Origin of the sequence: uncultured Paenibacillus sp., from assembly GCF_963515335.1 — a bacterium.
Taxonomy (GTDB): Bacteria; Bacillota; Bacilli; order Paenibacillales; family Paenibacillaceae; genus Paenibacillus_I.
Genome location: NZ_CAUPYC010000017.1, coordinates 1 through 13397, shown reverse-complemented (window position 1 = coordinate 13397; position 13397 = coordinate 1). Strand labels below are relative to the sequence as shown.

The window sequence follows — 13397 nt, the reverse complement described above, 5'->3', positions numbered from 1 at the left end:
TTTCAACGGCCCTCCCCCGCCGTGCGATCTGCGGTTCTCTCGTACACGAAATCGACCAGATGTTTGACTTCCATTCGAGAACCGCCCTCGTGCCGCTTGACGCCAAGCTTCATCTGCAGCAGACATCCCGGATTGCTGGTGAGCAAGTAGTGGGCGCCGGTTGAATTGACGTGTTCCATCTTGCACTTCAACAGCTGGCCTGACATGTCCGGCTCCGTGATATTATAGATGCCCGCCGATCCGCAGCAGCGGTCTGCTTCCTTCAACTCGATGAACTTGACGTTTGGCACCAGCTTCATCAATTGCCTCGGAGCGTCGGAACTCTTCATGACATTCCTCAAATGACAGGAGTCCTGATAGGTGATCGTCACCGGCCCGCACGTATTCGCTGTCGGATCGGCAAATGACGGAATTCGTCCTCGTTCGACCAGCAATCGGCTGACGTCGATCACGCGGGAGGCAAACCACGCCGCCGTTCCCCGGAGTTCCGGGTAATCCTTCACCAAATGATCATATTCCACAAGCATCGCGCCGCATCCGCCGGCGTTGGAGACGATATATTCAATACCGGCTTCTTTGAAAACTTTAAGATTGATAAGCGCAAGATCTCTGGCCAAATCCATCTCGCCGCTATGGGCATGAAGGGCTCCGCAGCATACCTGCTCGTTCGGAATGACCACCTCGAATCCGGCTTCCGACAACAGCTTGACCGTGTTTACGTTCGTTTCGGCAAACAGCACATCCATCATGCACCCCCGAAACAGAGCAACGCGTGCAATCAATTCCCCTTTGGCAGGATAAACGGTACCGATCCGCTCCACCACGCCTCTTGCGGTCGCGTCCGGTAGAATTAACTCCATTTCACGCATATGCCTCGGAAGCAGGCGCATCATGCCGCTTCCCCTGACGATCTGACGCAAACCGGATTTTTGATAGAAGGCGAGCGATCTGCCCAGCCATTGCAGCCTTTTACGATGCGGGAATATCCCCTTGAAGAACAGCTTGCGAATGCCCGTTACGGGAACGCTGTGATCCGCATGATCTTCGACCGCGTCACGGGCCTGCTCAATCAATTGCCCATACTTGACATCGGCGGGGCAAGCCGGTTCGCATGCCCTGCATCCGAGACAATGGTTCATTTGATCTTCAAAGGCCTGGTCCGGTTCCATGATGCCGTCGGCGACTGCTTTCATCAGGGCGATTCGTCCGCGCGGGGACTCCGGCTCAAGGCCCGTTTCCCGGAAGGTGGGACAGGCAGGCAGACAAAACCCGCAGCGCATGCAATTGGTTAATTGATCGTAGTCCAGCTTGGCCAGCAGCGATTTGGACAGCGGGTTGCTGTGCTCGATTGCCGGCTTCTTCTGGGTTTGGGTCGCGGCATTGGCATCAAGCACGGTCAATCACCACCCTTTTTCGCGTTTGTTCGGCAAAAATCTTACCCGGATTCAGCAAGTTATACGGGTCGAATGCCTGTTTTATGCCGCGCATGACCTCCATGCCGGCCGTACCGATTTTCCATTCAAGGAACGGAGCCTTGACCAATCCGACACCATGTTCCCCTGTGATCGTACCGCCAAACTCGATCGCCGCTTCGAAAATCGCTTCAAACGCCTGCTCCACTCGATGAATCTCCTCATGGTCCCTTGCGTCGGTCATGGCCGTAGGATGAAGATTTCCGTCTCCCGCATGGCCGAAGGTGGCGATCGAAACCTCGTATTGTCGCGCAATTTCATTGATGCGGAGCACCATATCCGCGATCCGGGACCTTGGAACCGTTGCATCCTCGAGAATCGTTGTGGGTCGAAGTCTCGCCAACGCGGTAAAAGCGCTGCGCCTTGCCGTCAACAGCTTTTCGGCCTGCTCCCGATTTTCCGCGACGTCAATTCCGTCCGCCCGCTCCAACTCGCATATCTCCCGTATGCGTTCGATGTCACGCGACACCGTTTCCGGATCGCCGTCCTGTTCGATCAGCAGGATCGCCTCCATATCCCGTGGGAGACCCAACTTGGCGAAATCGTCTACGACACGAATCGTCGGATTGTCCATGAACTCAAGCGTAGCGGGAATGATCCGCATCTCGATAATCCGGGATACGGTTCTGGCCGCGCCATACAGATCCTTGAACATCGCCAGCATCGTCTTCTTGCTTGCCGGCGGAGGGATCAGCTTCAAGGTCGCCTCGGTAATAATGGCGAGCGTACCCTCGGAACCTACCAGGAGCTTGGTCAGATCGTAGCCGGCGACGTCCTTCATCAGCTTTCCGCCTGTTCGAATGATTTCGCCATTGGCCAATACCGCTTCCAAGCCAATCACATAATCCTTGGTTGTGCCGTATTTCAACCCGCGCAAACCGCCTGAGCATTCGGCGATATTACCCCCGATCGTCGAGATTCTCATGCTGCTCGGATCCGGCGGGTAGAACAGTCCCAACGATTCGATATGGGCTGTAAATTCAGCCGTGATGATACCGGGCTGCACGGTGGCCGTCAAATTTTCCAGATCGACTTCCAAAATCCGATTCATGCGATGCATGACCATCACGACCCCGCCTTGCGCCGGAACCGTGCCGCCGCATAGATTGGAACCGGAGCCACGGGACACGACCGGCACCCGATGTGTTGCAAGGGCTTTCATGATTTCCGAAACCTGGCGCGTGTTTTCCGGATAAATCACACCATCAGGCAAGCTTTGGAGCATCGGGGTCCCGTCATAGGAATGCGCAACCAATGCCTCCCGGTCATCGCGGTAATTTCTGTCTCCGACAATGACCCGCAGCTGTCGCGTTAAACCTTCATCCAGCATCGAATAGTTCCTCTCCCGCTATATTGATCAGGTCATCTGATGATTTTGTCCATATTATAGGCTATACTTATATTGTTGTACAGTACTAAAATAAACGGGACGATAACCGTTACTGCAGGAGGCCCTGATGAAAATAAATACACCGAAAGGCCACGAATTGGTTGCAGATGACATTCTTCGTAAAATCCAAGAAGGAGAATGGCATCCTGGCGGAAGGCTCCCATCCGTCGTCGAACTGGCCGAAGCTTACGGAGTCGGGCGCTCTACGATCCGGGAAGCCGTAAGCGCACTCAAAGCCATGGGCTGGCTTGATGTGCGCCAAGGAGGAGGGATCTTCGTGAAGCCGGTGCTTCCGAGCGACACAAAAAACGGGACCGATCTGTTATTCCAAGATGCCGATTCGCTTATCGAGCTCTTGGAAGTGCGAATGACTTTAGAAATCGGGGCCGCTTCCCTGGCCGCCGAAAGGCGCAGCTCCGGCGATTTGCTTCGGCTGCGCGAATTATTGGTTGTAATGGAGCAAGGACTTGACCGCAATGATACGTCGGAGGGTGAGCGCGCCGATGTTGAGTTTCATATGGCGATCGCGGCCGCATCCGGAAATTCCCTCCTCATTCAACTGATGGAGTCCCTGTCCGACCGGTTTACCAACTCGATCCGACAAACCCGGGAACTTTGGTTTTACCGGGAGAAAGCAACCTCGTCCCGCTTGCTGCATGAGCACCGTATCATATATGAGGCGATCGAACGTCAAGATAAGCAACTGGCCGGGAAGCTGGTTGCCGATCATCTATCTAAAGTGATGCAGGTTCTTCGCGAGGCATTAAACGTATAGCGCGGCTTTTTAGGAAAAAAGCAAGCTGACCACCGATCGAAACAACCGGAGCCAGCTTAACGTTGGAGAAGTATTTTGCTTCCGACTACTCATGACGCGGAGTCATGCCTCTTTCCGGCGCTTAATCCGTCCGGGACTTCTCCAATATCTGTGCAAGTCGCCGCAGTGTTTCCCGCCAATTCGGTTCCCCCTGCTTCTCCAGGAGGGCAAGCAGCGCCCGTACGATGACGCGATGCGGGGCTGCCTTGTTCAGTTCCGCCTTGATAAGCGCAATTGTCTCCTCCGCATCCGTGCCTTTGGCCAGCTCTTTCAGCTCGTTCAATACGGCATGCGCATGCTCTTCCTCCTGCTCCGCCAATCCAAATGCGATCATCCGGCGGATGCCGGAGTGCCCCATGATCGGCGGTTCACCCGCTTCGAGCATCCCCCGCATCACGTCGTCCAGCCGGCGGACCAAAAAGCCGGACAGCCGGACATCATCGATTGCTTCACGGTCGATCATGATGCCCTCCATAAACTGGTGCATCATGCCGCCGAGCAGCAGGACGCCGTCCGCCCAATAGCGTTTCGCTTCAGATCCATAAATGGCCTGGATTTGCCGGTACAGCCAATTCAGATACCTGCTGCGAAAGCGGAAGGCCAATGTCCTGAGCTGCTCTTGATGGACGCCGGACAGCGGTTCCTTGATCATCATTTGGATAAATTCCGCATGTTCCTTCATGAACCGGAACTGCCGCTCCAGCTGCAGGCAAAGCCGCTGCCTGGCCGCCAAGCCTCCCTCCCCCGGGTGCTCAGCCGTCGCGTTGTACAATTGCTCGCCGTAATACTCGAAGATCGAGACGAGCAGCTCGTCTTTCGATTTGAAATAAAAGTAGATAGAGCCTTTCGCTATGCCGACCTCATCCACAATTTCCTGAATGGACGTCGCGTGGAACCCTTGGCGGGCGAAGAGACGGACGGCCGCCTCTAAAATCTGCTTTTTTTTCTTCTGCAATAGCCGCCCCTCCTTGCTTATGCCTCTGCGCGGTTAGGCTTCCGCCGCAGCTTCATCAGAGTCTCGTACACAATCGGGACGATAATCAGCGTCAACATGGTGGAGCTGATCAACCCGCCGATCACGGTCACTCCAAGCCCGCGGGAGATGATGCCCGCTCCTTCCAGGCCGAACGCCAGCGGAAGCAGCGCTCCGATGGTCGCCAGCGCGGTCATCAGAATCGGGCGCAGTCGAGTGCCGGCGGCTTCGAGCAGCGCTTCGCGGGTCGACAGCCCTTCTCTTTCCATGTGGATGACGCGGTCGATCAAGACGATAGCGTTCGTGACGACGATGCCGATCAGCATCAGGGCGCCCATCAGCGCGGAGACGCTCAGCGTCTCGCCGGCCACCCAGAGCGCAACCAAGCCGCCGATGACGGCGAACGGAAGCGAGAACATGATCGCAAAAGGAGCGAGGGCGCCTCCGAACGTCAGTACGAGTACAAGATACACGATCGCGATTGCAGCGGCCATGGCGAGTCCGAGCTGAGTGAATGTGTCATTGATTTGCTCGGTGACGCCGCCCGCCTTGATTTCCACGGAAGCCGGCTTCTCAAGCTTGCCCAGTCTATCCAGGAAGTCGGAAGATACTTTCGCGACATCTTTCTCGGTAATGTCCCCGCTGACGGTGACGACCATGCGGCCTCCCTCACGCGAAATGCTGTTCGGGGACGTCCCTTCTTCAATGGCGGCCACGTCTCCGATCTTTACCTGAATGCCGGCCGGAGAAGCGATCGTCTCGTTTTTGATGTCTTCAACCGTTTTGTATTCAGCCTTGTTCACTTCCACATACACATCGTACGTTTTATCCTCGACCTTCACCTGCGTGAGCACCGGCCGCGTACGCACCGGACTTAGCTTCATCGCGATTTGGCCGGCGGTAAGTCCGTATCGGCTGAGCTTCGCCTGGTCCGCCGCGATCGTAAACTGACCGTACGCCTTGGACAGACTCGTATCGACTTTCTCGAACGAATCGTCGCTGCTCATCATGCCCGCGATCTCGTCGACGACCGGTTTAATATCTTCAAGGCTTTCACCGTATACGCTCAAGCTGAACCTGCTGCCGCCGATGCCGCCGGCTCCCATGTCCAGCTCGGCCCATTCCCCTTGGGGAACGGCCTCTCGCATCTTGGTGAGAAGCTCTTCTTTCTTTTGGTTGAAATTGTCTGTCTCATCCTTATATTGCAGGAAGAACAATCCCGATTGGGAAGGGCCGGGCCGCAGCGGGTTGGAGCCTCCGACCGAATATTGCAGATTGAGCAGCTCCGGATCCTTGGCATCCAGAATCGCTTTCTCGGCCAGAAGCGCCCGCTGTTCGACGTCTTCAATCCGATCGCCGGGTGCCGGCGTGTAGGTAATCATCGTATACTTCTGTTCTTCCTCCGGAAGGAAGCTGGAGCCGATAAGCGGCACAAGCGCGAAGCTTCCGAGGAGAAGAATGACCGCCAGCCCGAAGGTGACCGCTTTGTGATTCAGCGTCCAGGTCAGCGCTTTGCGATACCCGCCGGCCAATGCGCCCGGTTTCTCTTCGTGATCGTGTTTCTTGCTTTCCTTGATGCCGTTGCGGAACAGCATATGGCCGAGCATGGGGACGACCGTAACCGCCACAAGCAGCGAGGCGAACAGCGAGAATACAATCGTCAGCGCGAAAGGGAGGAACAGTTGGCCGACCATTCCCGTCACGAGTCCGAGCGGCAGGAACACCGCAACGGTGACGACGGTCGAGGACATGATCGGCATGAACATTTCACGGGTTGCTTCGACGAACAGTTCTTTGCCTTTCAGTTTCTCGCCCTTGAGCGACATACGCCGGTAAATGTTCTCGATGACGACGATGGAGTCGTCGACGACCCGGCCGATCGCGACCGTCATGGCCCCGAGCGTCATGATGTTCAGGGTGATATTGAACTCCCTCAGCAGCAGCACCGCGATAATGAGCGACAGCGGAATCGAAACGATGGAGATCATCGTCGTCCGGACATTCCGCAGGAACAGCAGGATGACGATCACGGCGAACAGCGCGCCGAACCATGCTTTTTCGAGCATCGTTTGGACCGACTTCTCGATCGGCTTTCCTTGATCCAGCATCACATCCAGCTTCAGCCCATCGTACTTCTTCTCGAAAGTGCCGATCTCGCCCTTAACCGCATTGACGACGTCGACCGTATTGGCGTCATTCGCCTTCACGATCTGGATGCCGATCGATTGCCGGCCGTTCGTGCGTGAGATCGATTCGGCCTGGCCTGCCAGTTTGATCGTTGCGATATCGCTAAGCTTAACGGTCGGAATGCCGGCCGCCGCGGCGGGATTGCCGGCCGATACCGTCGACGGTGCCTCGCCGGATCCACCTGCAGAGACAGCCCCGCTGCCGCCGGCTTCCCCATTCGGTACGCCGGTGCTGCCGGTTCCCGGCATGCCTGTCCCCACTGTGCCGCCTGCATTCGGAATGACCGGTATTTCCACATTTTCCAAATCATCCAGCGTCGTAACCCGGCCGTCCACGACCACCGCTTTCTCCGACCGGTCAATCTCGAACAGGCCGAGCGGCACCTTCACGGCCGATCCCTGCACGATCCCTTTGACCGAATCCCGGTTCAGCCCGAGCTCCGCCATCTTGGCGTCGTCGAACGCAAGCCGCACTTCCTGCACGTATTGTCCGGCAATCTGAACGGAAGCCACGCCGTCGATGCCTTGAAGAGCCGGCGCAATGTCGTCCGTTACGATTCGCGTCAGCTCCTCAAGCCCCTGATTATTGCTGTCGCTGACGCTCAAAGAGATAACCGGGAATGAATTGAACGAGAACCTGGAGATATCCGGGGCCTGCGCGCCTTCCGGAAGCTTGACGTTCGCAACCGCCTCGCGAATCTCGGCAACCGCCTTGTCCATGTCCTGCCCGAAATCGAATTCGATCATGATGTTCGACACGTTCTCCATCGAAGAGGACGTGACGTTCTTGATGGACGATAAACTTGTAAGCCGTTGTTCCAGCGGTTCCGTCACCTGCTTGACCACACCGTCCGGAGACGCCCCCGGGTATACCGTCGTGACGTTTAAGAACGGGAACGACAGATTCGGCAGGCTCTCCTGCTTCATGCTGAGGCCCGAATAGAGCCCGGCGACTACAGCGATCAGCGTGATCATCCATAACGCAAACTTGTTTTTTAACGAAAAACCGATGATGCTCCGCAATGTCATTCCCCCCACTTTTCAAACCACTTCATTATGTACCGATTTTATCGAACGATCGGTCAAAATTCAAATGGCTATTCTCGTAACTATTTACGATGAACCTTATATACTAGTTTCATCATTCTCGAACAACCGGTCAAATTATGCTGAAGACAGTACCCGATCAGGAAAAATCCGTACGATTTGAATCGTTGGCCTCTCGAACGGATCGACTGTGTTAAACATATTTTATTATCTCTATTGATTTCAGAGGTATGCTCGGAAGAAGAGTGTGGTATAGTGGAAAAGGAAACCAATAAGCCGCACCGTATTTACATCGGTAGCCGCATGGACGAGGAGGAAGTGTAATGAGCGTAAGATTGAGCCCCTATTTGGTGTTTGACGGAAATGCGAAGGAAGCGGTCAGCTTTTATCAACAAGCATTGGACGCCCAGTTGGTCAGCATCCAGACCTTCGGAGAGCTGCCGGAAGACTCCGGGCATCCGTTGCCGGCGGAAGCCAAGAATCGGGTGATGCATGCCTTGCTGAAGGTTGGCGATACGGATCTTATGATCTCCGATACGTTTCCCGGCACACCTTATCAGGCAGGCGACAATGTGAACATTACCGTTATTACAGACAACGCTGAACAAACGAATGTCTTTTACGAAGCCCTTAAACAAGGCGGCGAAGTTAAGATGCCGTTGCAAGAGACATTTTGGAGCCCTGCTTACGGCATGGTGAAGGACAAGTTCGGCGTAACGTTCCAGCTATCGACCGAAGAAAGAAACCGGTAAAAAAAGAAGTCGCCCCAAGGGAGTCCTTCTTACGAAAAAGCAAGCTGGCTCCGGTTTGAAAAAACCGGAACCAGCTTGCTTTTATCATTATTTCCAACAGAACCATGAAGGCCCTATACCGTTATTTTCACTACGGCAGCATTTAATGCATCGACAACTTTATCGCACCAGACATCAAATTCCTTATCCTCCGGCTGATGTTCAGGATGGGCTAAAATGTATTCAACCGTTTGCCTGATGCCCTGGTCAAACCGAGTAGTTGCAACGAATTCCGGGACAAGCCTTTTCAGCTTCGAATTATCGAAAACGACGGAATTAGCCTTGTCTCCCAACAATCCGCCCCTGTAATCCTCTTGGCTGCATGCAGCCAAAAATTCCGATGAAACATGGACCGCATGGAGTTTCACGCCAAGGGCGGCAGCAATTGCTTCGTAGATTTGATTCCAGGTAACCGTCTCATCTGAAGTGATATGGACAGACTCACCGATCGCATGAATATTGCCCATTAAACCGATGAAGCCTTTAGCAAAATCACTATTGTGCGTCATTGTCCACAGGGAAGTGCCGTCTCCATGAATGATCACCGGTTTGTTCTCCAGCATCCGCTTGGCAACCTGCCAGGTTCCCTTGCTTCCATGCACGCCAAGCGGAATGGAACGCTCATCATAGGTATGGCTCGGTCTTACGATCGTAATCGGAAAGCCGTCCTCACGATACTGCTTCATCAAATAATCTTCACAGGCAATCTTGTTTCGGGAATACTCCCAATATGGATTTGATAAAGGAGTGCCCTCTGTAATTCTGTAATCGGACAGAGGCGTTTGGTACGCAGAAGCAGAGCTGATAAATATAAATTGATTCGTTTTACCCTTGAATAAGCGATAATCTCTCTCCAATTGAGCTGGTTCAAATGCTATAAAATCAGCAACGACATCAAACTGCAAGTTTTCAATAAGCTTGGATACCCGGTCTTCGTCATTAATATCCGCTTGGATAATGTTTACCCCGGACGGCAAAGTCTCATTTCTCGTGCCCCTATTCAGAAGATATAGCTCACATCCTTTTTCTAACAACTGCCTTGTGATTGCAGAACTGATCGTACCCGTCCCTCCGATAAAAAGCGCTTTCATAATCCACCTCCGTTAATATTGTACGGAATCAAAGGCCGTGCTTCTGTACGAGAGAAACAAAATGCTGCCTCCTGTTCCTTACGATAGCATGCTTTCCTTACGAATACAAAGCTTGTTGCCTTCTCAGATCAGTGTCATAACGACAGGTTCATCGCGCAGCAGGTGTCCGCATCTTCCTTCGGTATTCGCGTGGAGAGACGCCGGTATAGCGCTTGAATTGCTTGTTGCAGGCGCTCAGCGACTGGAACCCGGCGGATTCCGCGATCTCGATGACCGGCAGATCGCCGGTACGGAGTTGATCCATCACATCCTGCACTCGCAGGCGGTTGACGAAATCATGCGGCGACGAGCCGGTGCTTTGCGGATCGCGCGGGCTTGCGGCGTGCTCCCCGGAATGAGCGGCTCGAGCCCTTCATCACCGTAGAAAGGAAGCAGCAGCCGATTTCCGTCCGGCATCGACCGCACGGCGGCGGGCGTAAACAAGACGAGAATGCTCTCGAACGGCCGCCCCGGCATGGCATAGCTCCAATGCGGCTCGAAGGGTCGGCAAAGAAAGACATCCCCGGGCTGCCCCCGATAAATACGGTCTCCGAACCGATAGATCAATTTTTCGTTCAGCAGCACGCCGATTTCCAAAAGGTCATGCACATGCAGGTCATGGTCCTCCTCCGAACCCCACACCCGGACAAAGGCAAACGAGCGCCTTAATCGCAGCTGGTCCACATACATCCGTCATTCACCTCCACCCCATTATAGCCTGCCTCCATCCGCGGACAAAATGACAAGTTTGAACCGTTCCGGGCGGAGAATTCCGGCCATGTCATGTGGTAGTGTAAGCGTATTACAAGGTGCAGAGAGGTGGAACCCGAATGAGAATCTATTTGATCGGCGCCGGCGTTATCGCAAGGACGCATGCGCTTGCCGCCGCCAAGCTTCCGGAGCCTGTCGACTTGAGAGCCGCCGACCCGAACCCTGCCGCGCTCGCGGATTTCCAAAGTCAATTCCCCGGCGTTCCGACCTACAAGGATGCGGCCGAGATGCTGAACGCGGAGACGCCTCTGGACGACGACATTGTCATCGTAGCTACGCCGCCCAGCCTTCATCTTGGGCCGACCAAGCTCGCCCTCCAATCCGGCCGGCATGTGCTGTGCGAGAAGCCGCTTGCGATGAATCCCGTCGAAGCCGAGGAGATGCTGCGGACGGCGGAACGCCACGGACGGCTGCTCGGCTGCTGCAGTGTCCGCTTCAAAGGGATGCCGCACATGGAAGCGGTGAAACGGCTCATCGCATCGGGCGCGCTGGGCGACATCTATCACGTCACCTTCGTCAACAAATGGGAGCGCAGCCGCTCGGGCATCGAATATCAGCCGGGAAGCCGCTGGTTTCTGGATTCCGGCAAGAGCGGCGGCGGCGTGCTCATGGATTGGGGTCCGTACGATTTCGCGACGCTGAACGATATTTTGCAGCCGTCCTCCATTGAGGTCGCCGGTGCCTGGACGGCCAAGCCGACAACCGCTGCCGATCCGACCGACGTCCCGTTCGACGTCGAAACACATGTCGGCGCGTTCATGACGTTCCACGGCGGCCACCGACCGATCCACGTCCACTACGAGCGGGCTTCCTGCGCGCACGGCGAAGAATATGTACGGGCGGAAATCGAAGGCACACGGGGCGCGCTGCGCTGGATGCCGTTTGATTCCCGGCAGCCGGTGTTCCTGCGGCTCGATAAGGACGGCACAATCGACGAGGAGCAGGTCGAGACCGGCCCGCGCGGGCCATTCACGATCATGGACAATCCGATCGTCCATTTCCACCGCAAGGTGCGCGGGCTGAATTCGCAGGCGAACACCGGCCGGTACGCGGTCGATATTTTCCGCTGCATCTCAGCCCTGTACGAATGCGAGCGGACCGGCGTGAAGCAAATCCTGGCGATGAACCGCGAAGGGGGCGGAGGGCATTGAGCGTCAAAGGATTTTCCACGGGTGTTTACGGATGGATGGAGCGGTGGCGCAGAGACGGCCGGGAGCTCGACTGGAACGGCATTTTCCGGGCGTGCGCCGAATCCGGTCTCGACGCGGTCGAGATCAACGCCCAGCCGGAGCGTCTGGGTCAAGCCCGCGCGCATGGTCTTGCCGTATCGGCAACGTATGTAGGATTTGCTTGAAGGCGATCTCGATATCGCCGCCATCGTCAAGACCGCCATGGAGGCCGGATACGACGGGCTGGCTGTCGCTGGAGCTGTGGCATCCGGACAGCATGAATCCGAAGCGCTCTATGACCGAGGATACGAAGCGGTCGATCGGGTACTTGCGGGAACTGTTACAAGCATGAGAGTGCCGGGAAGCGCATCGCTTCCGGCTTGTCTGGCAAGCCGGCGAGAATGCTAAAAAGTCATATCCTGCGCATAAAAATAAAAAAACTGACCCGGTCTAAACCGAAATCAGCTTTCTCAATTTCACTTCTTCACTTTATAAAACTCATGATACAGCTTCATCAGCGCCCTCTTCTCTATGCGAGACACATAGCTCCGCGAGATCCCCAGCTCCTTTGCGATCTCCCGCTGCGTCCGTTCCTCCCCGCCCGTCTCCAACCCGAACCGGCCGACGACGACTTCCCGCTCCCGGTCGTCCAAAATATCCAGATTCCTGTAGATCTTCGACTTCTCGATCTTCAGCTGCACCTTATCCACGACATCGTCGTTCTCCGTCCCGAGGATGTCGATCAACGTAATTTCATTCCCTTCCTTGTCCGTTCCGATCGGGTCGTGAAGCGAGACGTCCTTTCGCGTTTTCTTCAAGGAGCGCAGATGCATCAGAATCTCGTTCTCGATGCACCGAGCCGCGAACGTCGCGAGCTTCGTTCCTTTTCCCACCTGAAAGCTCTCGATCGCCTTGATCAACCCGATCGTGCCGATGCTGATCAAATCCTCCAAATCCTCGCCGGTATTGTCGAACTTCTTGAGGTTGTGAACACGAACCGATGTCATCCTCATGCTGAATAAATTGTTGGCGTTTTAACTCATCTAGTGCTCCGACTGCAGTAATCTGTACTTCGTTCCCGTCGTAGCGAATAATAACTTCATCAACCAGGGTCTCCAGGATATGTCGCTTCTCCTCAAGGGTAAGCTCGTCGCCGGCGCTCTCGATAAAGTTTCGGACAGCCTTGGAGACCTCGGCAATCCGATTGGCCGATATTTCCTTCTCCGCTTGTTCTGACAACTGCTTTTCGTACCCGGCAAGCTCTTGCTCCAACGACTTTAGTCCGGCATTAATCTTTTGCATTTCGGTAAGCATCTCCTGCTCATCAATGACCTCCCGCTTGAACATGATTTTGATTTTTTCCTTTTCCTTCTCCTTCTGCTCCAGCTGACGTTTGATGTGGTCCGCGGCGGATTGAAGTTCCAGGTTAATCTCATTCGATTTGCTTTGCAGCCGCTCCATATAATCATCGGGATTAGACAATGTCTCCAAAATGAGCTGCCAGACGTAATGATCCAACATATCGGCGCGCAACGTTTGAGTTGGGCACTTCTCAACTCCTTCACCATACTTCTTTGGGAAGAGGTTTGGACATCTGTAGCAGGTGTAACGGATCTTTTCTCCCGTTTCTTTATTTACCCGGCCTGTATAAGTA

At 54.9% G+C, this 13397-nt stretch carries 13 protein-coding genes; 5 read left to right on the top strand and 8 right to left on the bottom strand.

Annotated features, from left to right (window positions below):
* Nucleotides 1-2 precede the first annotated feature (2 nt).
* Together RWM61_RS08095 and RWM61_RS08090 are read right to left on the bottom strand one after the other, a co-directional pair.
* Entirely contained in the window at nucleotides 3-1394 is a 1392-nt protein-coding gene (locus RWM61_RS08095; RefSeq protein ID WP_313999351.1) for a (Fe-S)-binding protein, read from the bottom strand.
* The gene (locus RWM61_RS08090) at nucleotides 1387-2802 is read right to left on the bottom strand and encodes an FAD-linked oxidase C-terminal domain-containing protein (RefSeq protein WP_313999349.1); all 1416 of its coding nucleotides are present in this window, start codon (nucleotides 2800-2802) and stop codon (nucleotides 1387-1389) included. The genes RWM61_RS08095 and RWM61_RS08090 overlap by 8 nt, the downstream gene beginning before the upstream one ends.
* 127 nt (nucleotides 2803-2929) lie before the next feature.
* On the opposite strand from RWM61_RS08090, the gene RWM61_RS08085 reads away from it, so the two are divergent.
* Entirely contained in the window at nucleotides 2930-3637 is a 708-nt protein-coding gene (locus tag RWM61_RS08085) for a FadR/GntR family transcriptional regulator (RefSeq protein WP_313999347.1), read from the top strand.
* Between the two features lie 121 nt (nucleotides 3638-3758).
* On the opposite strand, the gene RWM61_RS08080 is transcribed toward RWM61_RS08085, so the two are convergent.
* Together RWM61_RS08080 and RWM61_RS08075 are read right to left on the bottom strand one after the other, a co-directional pair.
* On the bottom strand, nucleotides 3759-4631 hold the full coding sequence (locus RWM61_RS08080; protein ID WP_313999345.1) for a helix-turn-helix domain-containing protein: 873 nt from the start codon (nucleotides 4629-4631) through the stop codon (nucleotides 3759-3761).
* A 17-nt stretch (nucleotides 4632-4648) separates the two neighbouring features.
* Nucleotides 4649-7858 carry an efflux RND transporter permease subunit gene (locus tag RWM61_RS08075; protein WP_313999343.1) on the bottom strand — a complete coding sequence of 1070 codons (3210 nt, stop codon included), beginning with the start codon at nucleotides 7856-7858 and terminating at the stop codon, nucleotides 4649-4651.
* Between the two features lie 347 nt (nucleotides 7859-8205).
* Here RWM61_RS08075 and RWM61_RS08070 point away from each other — a divergent pair, with 347 nt between their 5' ends.
* Nucleotides 8206-8634 (top strand): VOC family protein, encoded by a 429-nt coding sequence (locus RWM61_RS08070; protein ID WP_313999341.1) that lies wholly within the window; start codon nucleotides 8206-8208, stop codon nucleotides 8632-8634.
* A gap of 113 nt (nucleotides 8635-8747) precedes the next feature.
* Here RWM61_RS08070 and RWM61_RS08065 read toward each other — a convergent pair whose 3' ends face one another.
* The 3 genes from RWM61_RS08065 to RWM61_RS08055 form a co-directional block, all read right to left on the bottom strand.
* Nucleotides 8748-9764: an SDR family oxidoreductase gene (locus tag RWM61_RS08065; RefSeq protein WP_313999339.1), complete on the bottom strand. Its 1017-nt coding sequence runs from the start codon at nucleotides 9762-9764 to the stop codon at nucleotides 8748-8750.
* Nucleotides 9765-9912: 148 nt separating this feature from the next.
* The gene (locus RWM61_RS08060; RefSeq protein ID WP_313999430.1) at nucleotides 9913-10068 is read right to left on the bottom strand and encodes a helix-turn-helix domain-containing protein; all 156 of its coding nucleotides are present in this window, start codon (nucleotides 10066-10068) and stop codon (nucleotides 9913-9915) included.
* Nucleotides 10068-10493, bottom strand: a complete 426-nt coding sequence (locus RWM61_RS08055; RefSeq protein ID WP_313999337.1) for an AraC family ligand binding domain-containing protein — start codon at nucleotides 10491-10493, stop codon at nucleotides 10068-10070. The genes RWM61_RS08060 and RWM61_RS08055 overlap by 1 nt, the downstream gene beginning before the upstream one ends.
* Before the next feature lie 140 nt (nucleotides 10494-10633).
* On the opposite strand from RWM61_RS08055, the gene RWM61_RS08050 reads away from it, so the two are divergent.
* Nucleotides 10634-11725 (top strand): Gfo/Idh/MocA family oxidoreductase, encoded by a 1092-nt coding sequence (locus tag RWM61_RS08050; RefSeq protein WP_313999335.1) that lies wholly within the window; start codon nucleotides 10634-10636, stop codon nucleotides 11723-11725.
* Nucleotides 11722-11928 (top strand): hypothetical protein, encoded by a 207-nt coding sequence (locus tag RWM61_RS08045; RefSeq protein WP_313999333.1) that lies wholly within the window; start codon nucleotides 11722-11724, stop codon nucleotides 11926-11928. The genes RWM61_RS08050 and RWM61_RS08045 overlap by 4 nt, the downstream gene beginning before the upstream one ends.
* 291 nt (nucleotides 11929-12219) lie before the next feature.
* On the opposite strand, the gene sigK is transcribed toward RWM61_RS08045, so the two are convergent.
* Nucleotides 12220-12756, bottom strand: coding sequence for an RNA polymerase sporulation sigma factor SigK (sigK, locus tag RWM61_RS08040; RefSeq protein WP_313999331.1), 537 nt, complete (start codon nucleotides 12754-12756; stop codon nucleotides 12220-12222).
* Nucleotides 12757-13039: 283 nt separating this feature from the next.
* Between sigK and RWM61_RS08035 the strand changes: the two genes are divergently transcribed.
* Nucleotides 13040-13397, top strand: a 358-nt coding sequence (locus RWM61_RS08035) for a hypothetical protein (RefSeq protein WP_313999329.1), incomplete at its 3' end; no start/stop codon positions are given.

Coding starts and splice junctions, on each gene's coding strand:
- RWM61_RS08090 (WP_313999349.1), bottom strand. CDS start 2,802: ATGCTGGATGAAGGTTTAACGCGACAGCTGCGGGTCATTGTCGGAGAC.
- RWM61_RS08085 (WP_313999347.1), top strand. CDS start 2,930: ATGAAAATAAATACACCGAAAGGCCACGAATTGGTTGCAGATGACATT.
- RWM61_RS08070 (WP_313999341.1), top strand. CDS start 8,206: ATGAGCGTAAGATTGAGCCCCTATTTGGTGTTTGACGGAAATGCGAAG.
- RWM61_RS08065 (WP_313999339.1), bottom strand. CDS start 9,764: ATGAAAGCGCTTTTTATCGGAGGGACGGGTACGATCAGTTCTGCAATC.
- RWM61_RS08060 (WP_313999430.1), bottom strand. CDS start 10,068: ATGGATCAACTCCGTACCGGCGATCTGCCGGTCATCGAGATCGCGGAA.
- RWM61_RS08055 (WP_313999337.1), bottom strand. CDS start 10,493: ATGTATGTGGACCAGCTGCGATTAAGGCGCTCGTTTGCCTTTGTCCGG.
- RWM61_RS08050 (WP_313999335.1), top strand. CDS start 10,634: ATGAGAATCTATTTGATCGGCGCCGGCGTTATCGCAAGGACGCATGCG.
- sigK (WP_313999331.1), bottom strand. CDS start 12,756: ATGAGGATGACATCGGTTCGTGTTCACAACCTCAAGAAGTTCGACAAT.